The sequence below is a fragment of the Rhodococcus sp. 05-340-2 genome (assembly GCF_002258915.1).
Taxonomy (GTDB): domain Bacteria; phylum Actinomycetota; class Actinomycetes; order Mycobacteriales; family Mycobacteriaceae; genus Rhodococcoides.
Window position 1 is genome coordinate 70,167 of the sequence record NZ_NOYU01000013.1, and the last position, 19,519, is coordinate 89,685.

General features: G+C 64.5%; 17 protein-coding genes. 9 read left to right on the top strand and 8 right to left on the bottom strand.

The window, feature by feature from the left end:
- Positions 1-24 precede the first annotated feature (24 nt).
- Together CH271_RS08155 and CH271_RS08160 are read left to right on the top strand one after the other, a co-directional pair.
- On the top strand, positions 25-948 hold the full coding sequence (locus CH271_RS08155) for a vWA domain-containing protein (RefSeq protein ID WP_094633318.1): 924 nt from the start codon (positions 25-27) through the stop codon (positions 946-948).
- 88 nt (positions 949-1,036) lie between these two features.
- On the top strand, positions 1,037-2,200 hold the full coding sequence (locus CH271_RS08160) for an epoxide hydrolase family protein (RefSeq protein ID WP_094633372.1): 1,164 nt from the start codon (positions 1,037-1,039) through the stop codon (positions 2,198-2,200).
- Here the strand turns inward: CH271_RS08160 and CH271_RS08165 are convergent.
- The 5 genes from CH271_RS08165 to CH271_RS08185 are packed head-to-tail and all read right to left on the bottom strand — an operon-like array spanning position 2,183 to position 6,403.
- The gene (locus CH271_RS08165) at positions 2,183-3,496 is read right to left on the bottom strand and encodes an MFS transporter (RefSeq protein WP_094633319.1); all 1,314 of its coding nucleotides are present in this window, start codon (positions 3,494-3,496) and stop codon (positions 2,183-2,185) included. The genes CH271_RS08160 and CH271_RS08165 overlap by 18 nt on opposite strands.
- Before the next feature lie 21 nt (positions 3,497-3,517).
- The gene (locus CH271_RS08170; RefSeq protein ID WP_094633320.1) at positions 3,518-4,747 is read right to left on the bottom strand and encodes an alpha/beta hydrolase; all 1,230 of its coding nucleotides are present in this window, start codon (positions 4,745-4,747) and stop codon (positions 3,518-3,520) included.
- Positions 4,744-4,989, bottom strand: coding sequence for a hypothetical protein (locus CH271_RS08175; protein WP_094633321.1), 246 nt, complete (start codon positions 4,987-4,989; stop codon positions 4,744-4,746). Before CH271_RS08175 ends, CH271_RS08170 begins: the two co-directional genes overlap by 4 nt.
- Positions 4,986-5,621, bottom strand: coding sequence for a VOC family protein (locus tag CH271_RS08180; protein ID WP_094633322.1), 636 nt, complete (start codon positions 5,619-5,621; stop codon positions 4,986-4,988). The genes CH271_RS08175 and CH271_RS08180 overlap by 4 nt, the downstream gene beginning before the upstream one ends.
- Positions 5,622-5,650: 29 nt before the next feature.
- Positions 5,651-6,403, bottom strand: a complete 753-nt coding sequence (locus CH271_RS08185; protein ID WP_094633323.1) for a maleate cis-trans isomerase family protein — start codon at positions 6,401-6,403, stop codon at positions 5,651-5,653.
- 252 nt (positions 6,404-6,655) lie between these two features.
- Between CH271_RS08185 and CH271_RS08190 the strand changes: the two genes are divergently transcribed.
- The 5 genes from CH271_RS08190 to CH271_RS08210 are packed head-to-tail and all read left to right on the top strand — an operon-like array spanning position 6,656 to position 15,044.
- On the top strand, positions 6,656-8,758 hold the full coding sequence (locus CH271_RS08190; protein ID WP_094633324.1) for a hydantoinase/oxoprolinase family protein: 2,103 nt from the start codon (positions 6,656-6,658) through the stop codon (positions 8,756-8,758).
- 20 nt (positions 8,759-8,778) lie between these two features.
- Positions 8,779-11,100: a hydantoinase B/oxoprolinase family protein gene (locus tag CH271_RS08195; protein ID WP_094633325.1), complete on the top strand. Its 2,322-nt coding sequence runs from the start codon at positions 8,779-8,781 to the stop codon at positions 11,098-11,100.
- Positions 11,097-12,776, top strand: a complete 1,680-nt coding sequence (locus CH271_RS08200) for a (2,3-dihydroxybenzoyl)adenylate synthase (protein WP_094633326.1) — start codon at positions 11,097-11,099, stop codon at positions 12,774-12,776. The genes CH271_RS08195 and CH271_RS08200 overlap by 4 nt, the downstream gene beginning before the upstream one ends.
- Complete coding sequence (locus CH271_RS08205; protein WP_094633327.1) at positions 12,773-14,302, top strand: FAD-dependent monooxygenase; 1,530 nt, start codon at positions 12,773-12,775, stop codon at positions 14,300-14,302. Before CH271_RS08200 ends, CH271_RS08205 begins: the two co-directional genes overlap by 4 nt.
- Before the next feature lie 25 nt (positions 14,303-14,327).
- Complete coding sequence (locus CH271_RS08210; RefSeq protein WP_094633328.1) at positions 14,328-15,044, top strand: TetR/AcrR family transcriptional regulator; 717 nt, start codon at positions 14,328-14,330, stop codon at positions 15,042-15,044.
- Between the two features lie 60 nt (positions 15,045-15,104).
- Here CH271_RS08210 and CH271_RS08215 read toward each other — a convergent pair whose 3' ends face one another.
- On the bottom strand, positions 15,105-15,947 hold the full coding sequence (locus CH271_RS08215; RefSeq protein WP_094633329.1) for an alpha/beta fold hydrolase: 843 nt from the start codon (positions 15,945-15,947) through the stop codon (positions 15,105-15,107).
- Between the two features lie 249 nt (positions 15,948-16,196).
- Between CH271_RS08215 and CH271_RS08220 the strand changes: the two genes are divergently transcribed.
- Both CH271_RS08220 and CH271_RS08225 read left to right on the top strand, forming a co-directional pair.
- Positions 16,197-16,682 carry a nucleoside deaminase gene (locus CH271_RS08220; RefSeq protein ID WP_094633330.1) on the top strand — a complete coding sequence of 162 codons (486 nt, stop codon included), beginning with the start codon at positions 16,197-16,199 and terminating at the stop codon, positions 16,680-16,682.
- Positions 16,683-16,714: 32 nt separating this feature from the next.
- Positions 16,715-18,094 carry an alpha/beta hydrolase gene (locus CH271_RS08225; RefSeq protein ID WP_094633331.1) on the top strand — a complete coding sequence of 460 codons (1,380 nt, stop codon included), beginning with the start codon at positions 16,715-16,717 and terminating at the stop codon, positions 18,092-18,094.
- An 11-nt stretch (positions 18,095-18,105) separates the two neighbouring features.
- Here the strand turns inward: CH271_RS08225 and CH271_RS08230 are convergent, their stop codons facing one another.
- Positions 18,106-18,858, bottom strand: coding sequence for a ferredoxin reductase (locus CH271_RS08230; RefSeq protein WP_094633332.1), 753 nt, complete (start codon positions 18,856-18,858; stop codon positions 18,106-18,108).
- Position 18,859: 1 nt separating this feature from the next.
- Entirely contained in the window at positions 18,860-19,459 is a 600-nt protein-coding gene (locus tag CH271_RS08235; protein WP_094633333.1) for a sulfite oxidase-like oxidoreductase, read from the bottom strand.
- Between the last annotated feature and the right edge of the window lie 60 nt (positions 19,460-19,519).

The window sequence follows — 19,519 nt, forward strand, 5'->3', positions numbered from 1 at the left end:
CGGTCGTCGGGGACTCTGAAGCCGTTGCGACGCAGGCCGAAACAGCTGACGGAGTCACCGTCGGTGTTCCGTCCGGGCGGCGGGAGCGGTGCGGTGCTGATCGCCGAGGGGCGCAGCAAGCCGGGTAAGGCTGTCGGTGAGAACAACCCGTCGGCACCCGGGTTCACCGAGGAATCGGCCGAAGTGATTCCGCTGAACGACGCGACCGAGAACGAGTCGACTGCCGACGCCGCGACTCGGGCCCGCGCCCGGAAGATCGCGGCGCGTTTGGCAGTTCGACGTCCACGGCTCGATGCACGCGCGCGACGTGGTGCCGGCGAGCTGACGTCTCTGCGCTACCGAGGTGGCAGTGACGAGATCGATCTCGACCGCACTCTGGACGTGTTGGCGGCAAACCCGATACCCGAAGAGGATGACATCGTCGTCCGAGAACGCCGTCACACCAAACGTTCCATCGTGCTGGTGGTCGACATCTCCGGGTCGATGAAAGGTGAACGGGTACGGACTGCGGCCGCGACCGTCGGCGCTCTGACCGGTGAGATGAATCGAGACAACCTGGCCGTCGTTGCGTTCTGGTCCGACGCGGCCGTACTGACTCGATTCGGCGACTCACGGACCCTGCTGGGAATTCTCGACACCGTTCTCCGCATCCCGGCGCGGGGCCTGACCAATGTGCAGTTCGCGCTCGAGACCGCGGCGGGGCTCCTGCGCACGGTGTCCGCCCCTGATGCGCGGGTTCTTCTGCTCTCGGACTGCGTCCACAATGCCGGTCCCGATCCGCGACCGACCGCGGCGAGAATTCCGCGCCTCGATGTATTGCTGGATACGTCAGGGGAGAAGGACGTCGACCTCGGACGGGATCTCGCTCGCATAGGTCACGGACGTATACGGACCATCAAGACCTACCGCGACGTCGGACCGGCGCTGAGTGCACTGTTCGGTGGGTGAGGTGTGGAAGTGGGCCCGATCGAGTCGTGCGGCCGATCGGTCGTGATTGCGGACCGTTACTGTCCGCGATGACTTGCACGATGACATCATGACAATCACCGCGCCTTCCATCCCGTTCGTCGTCGACATCCCGCAGTCGGAGCTCGACGACCTGTCCCGTCGTGTTCGCGACGCACGTCTACCCGAACCCCTCGGTGCAGATGACTGGACCACCGGAGTGCCTGTGTCCGTGCTCCGTTCGATGGCCACCACCTGGGTCGACGACTTCAGCTGGCGAGAGGTGGAGAAGCAGCTTGCGTCGTTTCCGCAGTACATGATGGAGATCGACGGTCAGCGCATCCACTACCTGCATGCGCGGTCCTCGCGAGCCGACTCCACTCCTGTTCTGCTGTGTCACGGGTGGCCGGGGTCGTACCTCGAGTTCCTCGACCTCATTCCACTGCTGACCGAGCCTGAGGACGCCGGATCTCAGGCATTCGACGTGATCGTGCCATCCGTGCCAGGATTCGCCTTCTCCACGCCGCTGTCCGACGACGGGTGGAGTACCGATCGCGTCGCCCAGGCGTTCGTGGAGTTGATGAGCTTCCTCGGATACGGCTCCTATGTCGTGCAGGGCGGTGATTACGGTGCCGGAGTCGCACCGGCGATGGGTCGTCTCGATCCCGACCACTGCGCGGCCATTCATGTCAACGGGTCGATCGGTGCGCCCTTCCAGGAACCCGACGAGGCGGAACAGAAGCGTTGCACCGAAACCGAATTGGACCGCTACCGGCGTGTTGGCGAGTTCATGGAGTCCGAGTTCGGGTACATCTCCATCCAGTCGACGCGTCCGCAACTGATTGGTGCTGCTCTGACGGACAGTCCCATCGGTCAGTTGTCATGGATGCTGGACAAATTCCGCGCGTGGACCTACCCGTTCGACGAGGAACCGGACGGTGCTCTCGGCCGCATCCGGATTCTCGCCCACGTCACCCTGTATTGGTTGACGCGGACCGCCGGTAGCGCCGCCTACACCGTGTACGCCGCGGATGGAGGGGCCTGGGGCGATCAGCAGGCAAAGCCGTCGCAACCGGTGGGGGCCATCATGTTTGCGCACGACATCGGCATCAGGCACCTTGCGGAACAGGAGTTCGACATCGTGCACTGGACCGAGGTCCCCGATCACGGTGGTCACTTCGCGGCGATGGAGGAGCCGGTGCGCCTCGCGGCGGATCTGCGCCAGTTTCTGTCCACGTTATCGTCGGCCGGTTGACCGACCGCTGGGGGTGGGGACACTCGCCGGGGCGGCCGACGAACGCCGTCCGGTTGGCACCAGAATCGTCACCCCGGCACCGATGATCGCCGGCAAGGCGAACGCCAACAGCTGAGTGCTGGTTCCCGCGCCGGCGGCAACGAACAGTCCGCCGTACGTGGGACCGACGATCGCGCCGAGTCGTCCCACCGCGAGTGCGACGCCCAGTCCTGTGGTCCGGCACGACACGGGGTAGTAACTTCCGATGAAGGTGTTCAGCAGGATCTGCGTCCCGGTCGTTCCCATTCCTGCGATCAGCACCAGAACGTACACGATTCCGATCGGGGGAGTGGTCGCGATCAGTGCCAACGACACTGCTGCACTGAGGAATCCGAGGGTAGTCACAGGTTTGATTCCGAACCGGTCCGCCAGGTAAGCGCCACCGAGTGCACCCACTGCACCGCCCACGTTGAGCACCAGCAGGAACGACAGTGCTGCGCCGAGCGGGTATCCGGCCGATCGCATCACCGCAGGCAACCAGGTCGCGACGCCGAACAACACCAGGAGGCACAACAGGGTCATCACCCAGAAGGACAGTGTCACTCGCGCACGGTTCGCGGTGAACAGCGCACCGATTCCGCGATCTGTCGTTGTCGCGTCACCACCGGGATTCGTCACAGCTTCCTCGAGGCTGTATCGCGTCGAGATCGCCTGTGCCGCCCCGATCCTGCCCTGCGAGTTCAGGAAAGCGGGCGATTCGGGGAGATATCGGACCATCATCGGCAGAATCAACAACGCCGGGATCATTCCAGCCGCGAACATCGCTCGGAAGCCGAACTCCGGAACGAGCCACAGGGACAGGATTCCGGCCGCGATACCGCCGACACTGGTGCCCACGAATCCCAGTGCGACCGTTCGTGCCCTGGTGTCGAGCCGGGAAAATTCGATCAGCATCGACGCCGCGGTCGGCATCAGAACTCCTGCCCCGACGCCGACGACAAATCGCGCTGCTCCGAACATCTCGGGCGAGGGCGCAAGTGCACAGCATCCCATTGCGGCCGAGAACAAAGCGACCGCGGCGATCAAGGCACGTCGTCTACCCCAGCGATCTGCGATGCTGCCAGCGGCCAGTGCCCCGACCAACATGCCGACGCCCACCACGGATCCGAGGACACCGACGGTCGCCGGATCCAGATCCCACGGCTCGTACGCCAGCAGCGACGGCACCACCGTTCCGTACATCAGAAGGTCGTACCCCTCCAACGTCAAGGCCGCCAGGCACAGCGCAACGACGGGAGAAAAAGTGTTACGTGACATGATATTCCGCTCGCGAGAGGGTCAGATGAAGTGTTGGGACAACCAGGCATCGATGTCGGCGGCGGCCAGAGAAGCGCCGGTGGGCGCGCCGTCGCGAATGGGGCCACCGAAGTGGGTGCCCTCGATCGCCACGCGGGACTTGTCCACTGAGCCCAGAGCCTCGACCATCCTCGACGCATCTTCCGGGAAACACGCCTGATCGCCGGTCAATTCGACGAACAACGACGGGACCGTCACCGACGGTGCGCACCGAACGAAATTGGCGTTGGAGCTCAGACCGGACCACGTCGACAACCAGGCATCCGGCGTCGACAAGCGTGCAAAGCCGACGAGACCGAAGTTCGTCAGATCCGGCCGTCGGCCGAACAACGAACCATAGGGGCGGGCGTTGGGGCTCAGCGACAGGTCGGTGAATCTCAGGTCCGCGTCGGTGCGATAGACGGTCAATATGCGAGGTGCCAACGCATCTCGACGATCGGCAGGATTGCCGCTTGTCTCGAACCGCCGTCGGGCAGCGGATGCTTCGGCGACCCGTGACCGCGCGATCGCGTCGAGCCGAGCGACTCGCTCGAGCTGAGCGGCGCGATACCTCTGAACGAAATCGGTGGAATAGGTGGAGCTTTCAGGTGCGTCGACGAATCCGTTCGCCGTGTCGAAGGGATCGAGTGCCGGGTCGACGGACATGGGGTCCGATTCGTCGACGACGGACGGATCGATCAGTCGCAGCAGCAGCGCACCCTGTCCGGGGTGCGGAGCCATGAATATCGCACCGTCCGGCACTGGCATCTCCGCGGACGCGAGGTCGATCGGTCGACCTGCAGGCGTTGCCGCCAGCCGATCCCCGGGCGCAAGACCGGCTTGCTCGTGGTAGAACGCGAACAGGGTGCCACCACCCGAGTGTCCCAGCGTCACAACATGATCGAAGGAGCGCGAGCGTAGGAACACCTGCCCGGCGGCGGCGTCGAGCAATGCCTGCTCGTGCACCAGGGAGATGTCGTTGTTCACCGATCGCGTGCCCTGAGTCCACACTGCGTATCCGCGGGCGAGCAACTCGGGTACGAGAACGTGATGCGTCAGGTCCTGTCTCGGGTGCATCAGGGCAACGACCGTCTCGGCACCGGGGACCGTGCGCAACACACCGCTGACCTTGGCGCCGTCCGCGGTGGTGAGCTCGTGCGCCGAGGTCACCGTGTTCGACGCAGCCTCGGCGGCATCGATGTACCGGCCTGCGCCGAGTCGGGTCCGAGTCATGACTGCTCGACGCGCAGGGCGTCTTTGTCCCACTGTGTGATTCGAGACTGCGACAGCCCGGAGACGCTGCTGTACCAGACGGCGTGCCTGCATCCGGTGGCCCGACGATCGATGACGATGTCCCCGTCCGAGACTATGCGGAAGTACGGGCCGACGTGGTCGACGCGTACGGCTGGGTCGACGTCGGCCACCGCTGCGATAGTGGTGTTCTCGGGAATGTCGAGTACGTACAACGTGGTCACGAAACCCCCACCTCGTTCTCGGCCGACCAGTCGGCCGCACGTTCGACGATCAGTTCGGCCTTGCGGGTCAACAGGTTCGCCATGCTCGGGTCGGGTCCGCGAACGACGTCGATCAGGGCGTCGATCGTGAGGTTCGCGTCGAGGTCTTCCTGCGGCGTGACCGGACGCATCGCGCGGGTGAACTCGATCATGTAGCCGTTGGGATCGTGTGTGTAGATCGACTCGATCGTCTCGTGTTGGATCTGCATCTCCACGGGCCAGTCGCTGCCGTCCAGCCGCCGCCGGTATTCCATCAGGTCTTCTTCGCTGTCGACGTGGATTGCCAGGTGACGCGAGCGGATGAAGAAGATCGGTACGTCCTCGGCGAAGCGTGAATAGGAATCACCCTGTGGTCCACCGTCGAACGGTTCGAGGCCGAAGTAGTAGAAGAACGCGAGTCTGTCGTCGTTGCCGATGTCGAAGAAGAAGTGAATGAAGTCGGGATGCTTCTCCGGGCCCCACCCTGCGGCGCAGATGGAGTGCACGACGGGGAAGCCGAGCACGTCGCGATAGAACTCGACCGTTGCCGCCGGATCGAACGTGGGGTAGGCGACGTGGTCGACGCCCCGGACCTTGTGTGGCAAGTCGGACATGAAGATTTCCTCTCTACGAAAGTGGCGATCTAGGAGGTGACGACGGCGTCTGCCCGGAGCAGTGAGCCGGCGTCCGGGAGATCGACGGGTAGGTCCAGCGCACGGAGCAGGCTGTAGGCACCTGCCGTCGCGGCCGACAGAACTGAGATGCCGAATTCGTCCTCGGCAGCCTGGACGAGCGGTAGGGACGGCATCTGTACGCACGCGGAAATCACCAGGGCGTCGGCACCTGTGAGATCCAGGGACCGTGCCGCGTCCATGACTCGTTCGCCTGGGATGCAGCCGACTTCGGCGTTGTCCGAGACCTCGAGTGCACGCCAGTCGAGGACGCGAATGCCCTCGGCCTCGATGTACTCGACCACCTTCTCCGCGAGCGGTCGCATGTACGGCGTCACCAGAACGATGTTCTTCGCGTCCAGAGCCCGCAGGCCTTCCACGAGAGCGCCCGCGCTCGACCTGACGGCTGCATCGGATCCACCCGTGGCGAGTTGTTCCGCGATCAGCCCCTCGACCCGTTGGTGTTCCCCGGGTCCCGCGACCATGAGGGCGACGAGGCACGCGTAGAGAATTGCGTCGATTCCGGCATCGCCCAACTCGAGGATGCATCGTTCGCGCTGGGCGTTCATGGCCCGCAATTGCTCCGGCGACACGGCCTGCATGCGCATGCGCGAGGAGTGGAACGAGAAGCGGGCATCTCGATGTCGCGCCAACAGGGCGGGCATCTCCGTTTCAACGGTGACGTTGGAGCTCGGTACGACCAAGCCCACACGATGAATACTCATGAACTGCCTTTCGGTAATTGACGCTGATGACGAGTATTCGACGTTTGCGATGATTCGTCAAGAGGCCCGGAGCTGGGGAATCGAATCCGGGTGTCCGGTCGGGCAGTATCGAGGGAAGTGGCAGCACTCACATTGATGCTTGACATGTCGTCGGTGACGTCGAATACTCGACGCAGACGTAAGCAGTGTTCGAGGGTGTTTCGCTCTCACACGCCAGAACGTCTTCGACTCGGACCTAAGGAGCACACCGGCATGACCTATGTGATCGGAGTGGACGTCGGCGGAACGTTCACGGACGCAGTACTCGACGACAGTTCCGGCACCGTGGTCGCTGCAAAAGCGCCCTCGACTCCACCCGACTATTCCCAGGGGGTCATCGACGTTCTCGAAGCGTTGGCCGAACAACTCGGATGCCCGGTGCAGGAAATGCTCGCGAACACCCACCACATCGCGCACGGCACCACGTCCTCGCTCAATGCTCTGGTGATGGGCAACGTTTCGCCGGTCGGATTCCTGACCACCAAGGGGCATCGGGATTCGATCTACATCATGAACGTGGAGGGCCGTTACCTCGGTGGCTCTCCCGAGCAACTGCAGAACGTGTTGGGACAGAGCAAGTCCCACGGTCTCGTCCCCAAGCGACACGCACTCGAGGTCACCGAACGCCTCGACCGTGACGGCACGGTCGTCGTCGCGCTGGACGAGGAGTCCGCGCGCGTCGCCATCCGAAGCCTCGTCGACGACGGCGTCTCCGGCATTGCGGTCTCGCTGCTCTGGTCGTTCCGTAACCCTGTGCACGAGCAGCGCATTCGCGAGCTGGTCCACGAGATCGACCCCGACATGTTCGTCTCGCTGTCCTCCGAGGTGAGCCCGCGCATCCGTGAGTTCGCGCGTAACGCGACGACGATCATGAGTACCCAGATCGGCCCGGGATTGCGCGATTACCTCGGCTCATTGGAAAAGAAGCTTCGCGCCCTCGATCTCGCCGGCCCACTCCTGGTGATGCAGAGCAACGGCGGTGCCGTTGCCGCAGCCGAGGCCCCGAAGAACGCCATCAGCACAGTCGGGTCCGTGTTGACCGGCGGCGTGGTCGGTGCGGTATCACTCGGAAAACAGCTCGGTCACAAGAACATCATCGCCACCGACGTCGGCGGCACCACCTTCCTCGTCGGCCTCGTCGTGGACGGTGAGCCGGTGCGTGCGTCGAGCACCATCATCAATCACCACCCGATCAACGTGCCCACCCTGCAGGTGCACGCCATCGGCTCCGGTGGCGGTGCCATCGCGTGGGTGGATGCCGGCGGCAATCTCCAGATCGGGCCGCACAGCGCCCAGGCGGTACCCGGACCTGCCTGTTACGGACAGGGTGGCACCGAACCCACCAATGCCGACGCCAATCTTGTCCTCGGCATCCTCCCCGAACGCGGACTGCTCGGCGGACGTAAACCACTCGACAAAGAGCTGGCGCGCGAGGCCATTCGACGCCGCATCGCGGAACCGCTCGGTCTGTCGATCGAGGACGCAGCCGCCGCGATCTATGCCGTCCAGAACGCACAGACCGGCGACCTTCTGCGCAAGACCGTCGTCGAAGCCGGGCACGATCCGCGCAACTTCGTTCTCTACGCATTCGGTGGAGCCGGCCCGTCGCATTGCGCAGCCTATGCCGCCGAAGTCGGCGTCAAGGAAGTCATCGTTCCGCTCGGGCAGGTGGCATCGGCGTTCTCGGCCTACGGTCTTGCGTCGTCGAACATCGTCCTCGCGGCCGAGCTGTCCGATCCGGCGGCGATGCCGCTCGATCCTGCTCGCGCAGAAGCGAATTTCGACGGCCTCGAGAAGCGAGTCCGTGAAGCCCTCGGTCGACAAGGACTCAATTTCACGGCTGTCCAGGTCGAACGTGAAATCGACATGCGGTACACGATGCAGTTGGCAGAGGTTGCCACCACCATTCCCGAAGGCTCGCTCGACTCGTCGAGCGTCGCACACGCGTCCGACCTCTTCGAGCAGCGCTACGCAGACTTGTACGGGAAGGACAGCGGTTTCCGTGAAGCAGGTATTCAGGCGATCACCTACCGCGTGCGTGCAACCGGCGTCCTGCCGTTCTCACCGACGCTCCCCGAGCTGAAGTCGGCCGACTCCGCCGACGCCTCGGTCGCTCGCATCGGCACCCGAAAAGTCAACTTGGACGGCCGAATCGGCTACGTCGACACCGACATCTACGACTACAGCAAGCTCGCCGCCGGGCACGTGCTCGCCGGCCCCGCCATCGTCGAAGTCCCGACGACCACAGTCGTCGTCCCGCACGGCACCACCGGAACTGTCGACCGCCTCGGCAACCTCAACATCGTCGCCGGCTGAGACCACAGGAGAACCGAACCATGACATCCGCAATTCCCGGGTCCGAGATCTTCTCGTCCCGCCCCGTCGACCCCGACGCCCTCGCCCGCACCCTGCCACCGACGCTGCCGGTGCACACCGTCACCCAGCAGCAGATCGACGAGCTCGACCCGCTGACCTACGAGGTCATCCGACACCGACTCTGGTCGGTCACCGACGAGATGGGCGAGGCACTCAAACGAATGTCGGGCTCACCCATCGTCACCGACGCGAACGATTTCGACTTCGCGATCAGTGACGAACTGGGACAGGAGGTTCAGGTGGGCCTCTACAACACCATGCTCGTCGGAGCCGTCGACCTGGCGATCTACTGGACCTTGCAACACCGTGCCACCAACCCCGGAATCGCGCCGGGTGACATGTTCCTGTGCAACGACCCATGGGTCGGCGGGGGACTGCATCAGAGTGACGTCATCGTCTACCAACCCATCTTCCACGAGGGCAAGCTGTTCGCCTGGACCAGTGCGATCTGCCACGAACCCGACCTCGGTGGTTCCGGCCTGGGATCGTTCGATCCGTCGGCGAAAGACGTGTTCTCCGAATCGCTTCCGACTCCACCGGTCAAGGTGGTCCGCGATTACGAGCTACAACGCGACATCGCGGATCTCTGGGTTCGACGCTCCCGCGTTCCCATGCTGGTCGGGCTCGACCTGCGCGCCAAGATCGGCGCGAACACCGTCGGCCGCAACCGCATGCTTGCGGTCATCGAGCAGTACGGTGCCGACACCGTCAAAGCCGTCATGAAGCGCATGATGACCGACGCCGAAGGACGACTGCGCAGCAAGCTCTCCTCGCTCCCCGACGGGACCTGGAAGGCCACCGGCTACCAGGACCAGTCGCACACCGGTGACCGCGAGGTTCACAAGATCACCGTCGCGATGAGCAAGACCGACGACCATCTCACGTTCGACTTCACCGGCACCGACAAGCAGACGGGTGTCATCAACTGCACGTACGCAGGTATGCGCGGCGGGGTCATGCTCGCGTTGCTTCCGATCCTCGCCGGTGACATTCCCTGGTCTGCAGGCGGATTGATGCGATGCTTCGATCTGGTCTCCGAAGAAGGAACCATCAACAACGCGAGCTTCCCGGCTGCGGTCAGCCGTGGTCCCATCGGACCTGCTTGGCTGACCGGAACACTCATCGCCGAATGCCTGTCGCAGATGCTCGACAGATCGGTCGACCTCGGCAAGAGCGTGCAGGCTGCGTGCTGCGGTACCTGGGACACCGCCGTGATCGCAGGCCTCGACGAACGCGGGGAACAACCCGTTCCGTTCCTCAACATCATGATGGAACCGATGGCAGGCGGTTACGGCGCACGCCCGACGGCAGACGGCATGGACACCGGCGGACTCTTCTGTATTCCGATGGGGCGCATCCCCGATACGGAAATGACCGAGTTCCTCTACCCGCTGCTCACCCTGTGGCGTCGCGAAGAGCCCGACTCCGGTGGACCCGGTCGTCAACGCGGAGGCGTCAGTGCATCGCTCGCTGTCACGCCGTACGGCACCTCACTCCCGATGGGCCTCGTCCTCGCCTCGGCGGGTAAAGCCGTGGCGCAGAACAACGGCCTCGCCGGCGGATACCCCGGCAACACCGGACTCGAAATCCTGGCGCGCAGTACCGACGTCATCGAGCAGTTCGCAGCCGGCAAGATTCCCGGAGCCCTCGACGAGCTCGGCGGCGGAAAGGAATTCGGCGCGTGCTACGCCGAAAGCTATGTCGCTCCCGGTGAGGTGCTGTACATGCATTGGCAGGGAGGCGGCGGCTACGGAGATCCGCTGCACCGCGATCCGGCGGCTGTGGTCGTGGACCTGCGCGAGGGCAAGGTCACCGCGGAGGGGGCGAACGTCGTCTACGGCGTGGTGATCGACGCGGGAAAGGTCGACGAGGCAGCAACTGCACGACGACGTCGAGACATGATCGACGAACGGCGCACGCGTTCCACTGAGCACTCCGATGCTCCCATCATGGATCTCTCGCTGGCCAGACGTCTCGACGACAACCTGTCCGAGGTGACCGTCGGAGACGTTCGGGTCATCGCCTGTGCACAGTGCGGTCGTTTGCTCGGTGACGAGAAGACCAGCGGCGTATTGGATCTGGCTCGCTACGAGGGACCGTCCTCGACGGCGGGGCCCCAGGTGACGTCGGATCCGTCCATCTACGTCGACACGCCCATCGTGTTCCGTCAGCTGTGCTGCCCGGGATGCTGGACGGCCGTGTACTCGGGAATCGTCCCGGCCGATCACCCCGATCATTCGTTGGAGATCTCTCGATTGCTTCCAGCGGTGGCCGAACGATGACGGTGACCACCGAGGCGACCCACTCGGACTGGGACGGCCGGCTGGTGGGATACCCGGAGGATCGCGCGCAGCACTACCGCCGGAGTGGTTCGTGGAGTCCACTGCCCACAGGTCGCAGGTTCCACGACATCGCTCTCCGGTATCCCGACCGGCTCGCGATCATCAGCGCCGACGGTTCGATGACGTTCGCCGAACTCGACCGTCGTACCGACGCCGTCGCTGCCGGATTGATTCGACTGGGACTGGCGCGCCTGGACCCTGTGTTGTTCCAGATGACGAACCGGCTCGAGACGGTTCTGGCCTGGTACGGCTGCATCAAGGCCGGACTGGTTCCGGTCGCCACGCTGGCCGCGCACCGAATGCACGAGATCGCGCACATCGGTGCGGCGGTGGGCGCGGTCGCGCATGTGGTCGAGGCCGGCCTGCCGTCGTTCGATCTGGTCTCGTTCGCCCACGAACACGCCGCGGGCAGCGAGACCGTTCGCCACGTGGTGACGGTCGGGGCGGTGGAGACCGACGAACTGCGGCTGGAAGACCTCGGGCGCGGCATCGATCCCACCGAGGCCCGAGCTCTCGTCGAGGCCATCGAGGCGGAGACGGATCCCGAGGATGTGGTTGCATTCCAATTGTCCGGAGGGACAACGGGAGTGCCCAAGGTCATCCCACGGATCCATGCCGAGTACTGGAACAACGCACTCATGTACGCCCAACGGCTCGAGTGGACCGCGGACAGCCGCGTCGCCCATCTGATCCCCATCGTGCACAACGCAGGGATCGCCTGCGGTCTGCACGCCTCGCATTCGGTGGGCGCGTGCCTGGTACTCGCGACCGCCGACGTCGGATCGGCGTTCGACCTGATGGAGCGCGCGGAGGCCACCGAGGTGTTGATCGGCCACGGTCACTACCAGGCCGTGTCGAGCCCCGAGTTCGATCGCGTGCGTGAGCGTCTGCGGCACGTGATCCTGTCCGGTGCCAAAGTCTCACCGGCACTGATGGACCGCGTCGACGACGGCGGAGATCATTGGGCGGGTCAACTGTTCGGGATGTCCGAGGGGCTGCTCACCGTCACCCCGGTCGCCGCCCCTCGCGACGCTCGAATCACCACAGTCGGTACTCCTGTCTGCGCCGAGGACGAGGTGCGCATTCTCGATCCCGGCACGGAGATCGAGCTACCCGACGGGGAAGTCGGCGAATTGTGTTGCCGTGGCCCGTACACGATCACCGGGTATTTCGGTGCCCCCGAGCACAATCGGACTGCCTTCACCTCCGACGGCTTCTACCGAACCGGCGATCTGGCGTCGATCTCCGTCGTCGACGGCGAGCGGTACGTCACGATCGAGGGTCGCATCAAAGACCTCATCAACCGCGGCGGCGAGAAGATCAACGCCGAGGAGGTGGAGCTTCTTCTGCTCGACCATCCGGCCATCGTGGGCGCGGCCGTCGTCGCGATGCCCGACCCTCGACTCGGCGAGAAGACGTGCGCGTATCTCGTCACCGACGGGGCCCCGTTGACGATGGCCGACGTGCAGGACCATCTCACGGGACTCGGTGTGGCCAAGTTCAAATGGCCGGAGCGCCTCGAGTGGCTCGACGCGCTTCCCCGAACCAACGTCAACAAGATCGACAAGAAGCGTTTGCGGCTGGACATCGCCGCGAAGCTCGAGAGGCAACAATGAAACTCGACCGCGTCGCAGTCATCGGCGGGGGCCCCGGTGGCCTCTACGCCGCGCGGCTGCTGAAACTGTCCAATCCCAACGCGGAGATCACCGTCTACGAACAGAGTTCACCGGACACCACGTTCGGGTTCGGAGTCGGCCTCGCCTCACGGACGCAGCGAAATCTACGTCAGGCCGACGCTGCATCACTCGATGCAATTGTCGCCCAGTCGTATTCACACGAGATGTCGATGCAGGTGGGGGATTCGACCGCCCGCTTGGCCCACGGTGATCTGCTCGCTGTGGCACGTACCTCGCTGCTGTCCGTCCTGCAGGAGCAAGCGCGTGACGCCGGTGTCCGGCTCGAATTCGGCGAACGCCGTGAACCGGGCGATCTCGATGCCGACCTCGTCATCGCCTCGGACGGAATCAACAGCGCAACGCGAACGGCAGACCCGGGTTTCGGCACCGACATCACCACCGGGACCGGCCTCTACCTCTGGTGCGGAACGGATTTCGCACTGGCAAGCGCCATCTTCGTACCCGTCACCACCGAGCACGGCACTTTCGTCGCGCACGCGTATCCCTATGCGCCGGATCGCAGTACGTTCCTGATCGAGACGGATCTCGACACGTGGCATCGCGCGGGCTTCGACGTCACGACAGCAGCCACCGACCCGACCGACAGTGACGAGGCATCGTTGCGCTACCTCGAGTCTGCCTTTGCCGACACCCTCCAGGATCACAGGCTCATCGGCAACAGGACCCGGTGGATGCAGTTCCGAACCGTCAAGTGCCGCAAGTGGTCCGTGGACAACGTCGTTCTTCTCGGGGACGCCGCCCACACAGCCCACTACTCGATCGGATCGGGAACGAAGTTGGCCATGGAGGACGCCATCGCGCTCGACGCTGCACTGGCGTCGGCTGCGACCGTCGGCGAAGCCCTCACCGAGTACGAACGGGTGCGTCGCCCCGCGGTCGAACACCTTCAGCAGATTGCCGTGCGAAGTGAACAGTGGTGGGAGTCCTTCCCGCAACGGATGGATCTGCCCGTGGAGCAACTGATGGTGGCGTACATGACGCGCGCCGGAAAGGTCGGTCTAGAGCGGTTTCTCGAATCTGCCCCCGAGGTGGCGTGGAAGGGAATCGCGAGCTACGCGAAGGTCCCTGCGGACTCGGAGGTTCCCGTCGATGTGTCTCGGTGGATCCTCTCGCGCCCCATCGAGCACGGTGGCCGGTCGTTTCCCGACCGATTCGCCCCGTCCGATCTTCGCGAAGACCCGACGACGACGGTGGTCTCCGTGGACGTCGAATCTGCGTGGAACGAGAAGGCGACGGCCATCGTCGACGAGTCCAGGGCAAGCTCCACGGTGTGGCTGACCGGGTCCGGCGAGCGTGATCGCGTCCTGACCCGACTCGATGTCGCGGAGCGAATGATGCGCAGCACCGGTGCACTCGTCGTCGTCGACGTGCCGGAGGAGTGGATGCCCGACGCGGTGGCAGGTCTGGTCGGTGCGCGCACCCACCTCGTGTCTGTCCGTCGTTGACAGGAGCGACGGTTATTCTTCGGTCATGACACGCGAGGACTCACAGCGGGGAGCGGCGAGGAATCCGCGTCGGGAGCTGGTCGAGAAGCAGATTCTCGACCAGGCCACGCGGTTGTTCGCGGAGAAGGGGTTTGCCAGTACGACCCTCCAGGACATCGCCGACGCAACGGGCCTCACCCGGCCGGCGCTCTACCATTACGTCGCGAACAAGGACGAGTTGCTGTCGCGTCTGATCAGTGAGAGCACCGAGACGCCTGCCGCAGTTCTGCACCAGATCAACGAGCGATCCGATCTCGGTCCCACCGAGAAGCTTCGCAAGATGGCCACCGCGATCGCCCTGAACCAAGCTGAAACCGCCGACCGTTTCAAGCTCATCATCAGGTCGGAAGCCGATCTCCCCGAGGAGATTTCGCGGACCTACCAGCAGAGCCGTCGGCACGTGCTCAAGGAGTTCGTGACGGTCGTCGAAAGCGGCGTCAAGGCAGGAGAGTTCAGGCCTGTCGACCCGCGTACTGCGGCACTCGGCATCATCGGAATGCTCAATTGGGTTGCCTGGTGGCATCAGAGCGGTGATCCCGACGCCGATCGGAGCGTGGCCGTCCAACTCGCCGACATGGCACTGCGCACCGTAGCTCAGGAGAGCGGCAAGCCCGTCGTACCCGAGGGACCCGAACGGGCCATCTCCATGCTCCGGGAAGACCTCGACTACCTCGAACGCATCTTGGCTCGGGATCGAACCTAGGCAAACGTCAAAGAGCGGCTCCGTAGTGCGACCGTTCGCCGCTCGTAACGAATCAGCTGGTCATTCGCCTCGCAGAGCCCGATCGACGATCGCTCCGACAGCGGCAGCACCGACGGACGTCATGATCGTCCCGGCGTGATCGAGCCCCGGCATCGGGGTGATGGACGTCAGATCGAGTGCGTCGATGTCCTGAGGCGAGTACATCGGGGCAGATTCTGCACCAACGCTCCACTGCGCGTGCAGGAATCGAATCGGCATCGTCAGTTCCCGGAACCGCGAAGCGCCGAAGAACACGTCTGTGGCGTCGGCGACGACCGCAGCGGACGACAGTCGAATCGATCCGTCGGCCAGATCGTGTTCGGCATACGTCCGTAGCAGCGGGTCGCTGCGGTCGAGCAGCGGCAACGAGGTCGACACCAAGAACTCGATGTAATCCTCGATGTCGTTCCACCGCTGCTGAGTTCGAGCAATCTTGTCCGCGAAAGCGGCCGCGACGTTGTCCTGTGTGAGACCGGCGGGCGGTGCCACCGGAACGCCCCCGTCGACGAGAACGAGGCTTTTCACTCTGGATGGATACCTGGCCGCGAATTCGACCGCCACGAAGCCGCCCATCGACATTCCGCACACGTGCACGGCGCCCAGTTGCAGAGCATCCAAGACGGCGTCCAGATCGTCTGCGTGCTGGGTCAACGACGACGGTCCCGTGACGTCCACGCTGTCGCCCCTGCCGCGGAGATCCGGTGCGACGAGAGTCAGGTGCGGCGACTCTGCGCGTAGCCAGCCCCACAGCATGCGCTGGCTCGAGACCCCGTGCACCACGAGAACGGGCTCGCTGGTCCCGGTGTGTGTTTCGACGACAATGTCTCCGCCGGATACCGGTACTCGATCGATGGTCATGGTCATGGTGCCGACAGTATGGGAAGCCAATACTGGGGGGCATGGGTTTTCTCGACACTGTGCGAGCGAAAATATGGACGGATGATCCGTGTCCGACGAGGTGCTGCGTCACCGTGGGACACCGCCCGACACCGTCGGAAGCTCGCCCGCCGACCGTATCCGGCCGCGGTGCCGTATCCGGCGGTCCAGCAGGCGGTGTGTTTCGAGACGGTACGGTCGAGGCGTGAAAACTTCGATCCTCGGCACCGGTGCCTTGTGAGCATCTCTTCGAGCGACCGTGCATTCCTGGCCCGTGCTGTGGATCTGGCGGCAGAGGCGGCGCGCACGGGCAACGATCCGTTCGGCTCGGTTCTGGTGTCGGACAGCGGCGAGCTGTTGGCCGAGGACAGGAACAGGGTCGGTGACCTGAACGATCCCACTCGGCACCCCGAGATCGCACTGTCTCGGTGGGCTGCGACCAACCTGGACGCCGATCAGCGCCGATCCTCCACGGTCTACACCTCCGGCGAACACTGCGTGATGTGCTCCGCGAGCCACGGGATAGTAGGACTCGGCCGCATCGTCTATGCCACGTCGACGGCTCAATTGCTCACGTGGCTCCAAGAATTCGGTGCTGCGCCACTCGCAATCATGCCATTGCCCATCGAACGGATCGTCCCGGGCATCGTGGTGGACGGGCCGGTGGCCGAGTTCGGCGACACCGTTCGCGAACTTCACCGGCAACGCCACGCGTCTGCGTAGTCACGCACTCGAGAAAGACAAGGGAGAAGACCGTGCCGGACGGCATCGAGGTCGGAGCAGTGCGCCGTACGAGCGCGAGGACGACTGCGCTCGCGGTCACCGGCGGCGTCAGCGTCGTACTCGCATGGCTCGAGTTCGTCCTCATCCGTCAGCAGCTCGCTGTGGGGTTGTGGATAATCGCCGCGGCAGTCGTGGCAGTCTGTCTCGTCGCTTCCGATGCCAGAAAGCACGTAGCCGTAGGAACGTCGCTCGGGTCGGTCACCGTCGTGACCCAGGTGGCATGGCTGGTGACGGGATTTCACACCCTGTGGGTCATAGCCTTGACCGCGGCCGTTGCGCTCGGTTTCTATCTGCTCGCGTCGGCGTGGGCGGGCCGTTCGGCGGCCTCCACTCGTAGGGTTGCCACCGCCCTCCCGGCCGGCCTCGCCGCAACGATTGCATTGGTGGGCTCCGCCGCGGTCGTCGGCATGGCGGCCGATCCGGCACCGCTGGTCCGATCGCTGCATGCGTTGGGGCAGAGCAATTCCTTCGAGCCCGACGCGCAGACAGCGACGACGGTCGTAGACGGTGCACGACTCACCAACGACGTCGAATACGGCTCGACGCTTCCGAATTCGTTTCTCGACATCTATATTGCCGACGACGATCCATCGGTCGGCCGGCCCACGTACGTCACTGTTCATGGCGGTGGCTGGATCGTCGGTGACAAAACGGATGGTGCTCCCAGCGCAGATTCCGGCGGTGCATCGTGGGCCGGCCCCATGCTCGACGCCGGCTACAACGTGGTGTCGGTGAACTACGCGTTCGCGCCGAGCTACCGATTCCCCACGCAGACAATCCAACTGGGCCAGGCCATGCAGTTTCTGGAAGCGAACGCCGACGGGTACGGACTCGACATGAGTCGCGTCGTGCTCGCCGGAACCAGCGCGGGTGGCCACATCGTGGGCAACTACGCCACCGTGCAGACCAATTCCGACTACGCGCGAGCACTGGGTATGGAACCCACCATGGACCGAAGTGCCTTGAAGGCGATCGTGTTCGAGAGTGCTGCCCTCGATGTCGGTAGAGCGGGCGCACCGCAATCACCGAGCCCGTCGAACGGTTTCTTCTTCGACATCGCCGCCCGAAATTACCTCGACACCACCGACGCAGCAGTGCTGGCGCAGGCGAACGTCATCGACAACATCACAGCCGACTTTCCGCCCAGTTTCATCTCCGACGGCAACACCGGTACCTTCCCCGACCAGGCAGCCGAACTGAGCGCCGGACTGGACAGAGTGGGCGTCGCCAATCGCCTGAACCTGTACAGCCAGAACGAGGCAAGACTGGACCATTCGTTCATGTCGGTGAATTCGGAGTGGACCGACGAATACAGCCGCCTCAAGATCGAATTCCTCCGCGGCATCGTCTGATTCACCGCACCTCAGCTCGGTCCGAAACGCTCCGTTCGGATGTTCGCTGCCGAGTGCCCCCGCTCCACCAGCATGTCGGCCACAGTGTCGACGAAGCTCGTGGGGCCGCAGATGTAGCACCGCGGCTCGAACTCCGCCGGCCATCCGTGGGCGTCGAGGTCCTCGATCGTGATGCGGCCGAGTGGCCGTGCATTGCCGGCAGGGGCACGCCGCGTGTGGATCATGGTGACGTCCACGCCGGCCGGAGGGCGAGCCCACTCGTCGGCGAAATAGACCTCCGCGGGTTCGCGTACCGAGTACAGCACCCGGAACGGCACCCGTCCGCCGGTTGCGGACGCCTGCGCGCGCACCATCGCGCGGAGCGGGACGATGCCGGAACCGCCACCCACCAACAGGATCGGCGGAGACGGAGTCTCGGAGGGCTGGGACGGCCGCCAGACGAACCACCGACCCACAGGCCCGCGGATCTCGATGCGATCGCCGACCTCGACGGCCTCGACCAGGTAGGGAGACACCTCACCGTCGGCGACGTTCTGCACCGTGATCTCGATGCGCGACGTGCCGTCGGGTGCCGACGCCAAGGAGTAGCTTCGCTGTGCGCTGTAGCCGTCCTCGGCGGTGAGCTTGACGTCCACATGCTGTCCGGCGAGATGGCCAGGCCATCCGTCGACGTCGAGAACGAGGGTGGACGCGGTGGGTGTCTCACGCCGCACGGTCGCCGCCGTGGCAACGAGCCAGGGTTTCGCCCCGGCTGCCGATGTCACGTCAGTCGCCCTGGTACCGCTGCTCGCGCCACGGATCTCCGTAGTCGTGGTACCCACCGCGTTCCCAGAAGCCTTGCTCGTTCGCCACGGTGAGCTCGATGCTCGAGATCCACTTCGCCGATTTCCAGAAGTACAGATGTGGAACGAGAAGCCGTGCGGGACCACCGTGTTCGCGAGTCAGGGGAGCGCCGTCGAACTCGGTGACCAGCCAGGCCTTCCCATCCCTGAGATCTTCGAGGGGAAGATTGGTGGTGTAGCCGTCGAAGCCGTGCACCACCACGTAGCCGGCATCGGTATCGAGACCGTCCAGCAGAACGTCCAGGCTCACACCCTTCCATGTGGTGTCGAGCTTCGACCACTTGGTGACGCAGTGGATGTCGACGGTCGGAGTCTCGTGCGGGAGAGCCGCGAATTCGTCCCAGGTCCAGCTGCGAGTGTCGCCGCGTTCGGTGGTGACCGAGAACGACCACGTGTCGGTCGCGACGACGGGCGCGGGCCCGATCGCGAGGACGGGAAAGTCCTTGGTCAGATACTGACCGGGGGGAGTACGCCCGTCGTCGCCGCGTCGCCGGCCCACGAAGCCCTTCGAGATCAATGCCATGGTGGCCAATTGTGCGCTCGTGGTCGGGAGCCTGACAAGTCCGGTGACGCGGTGCAGTCG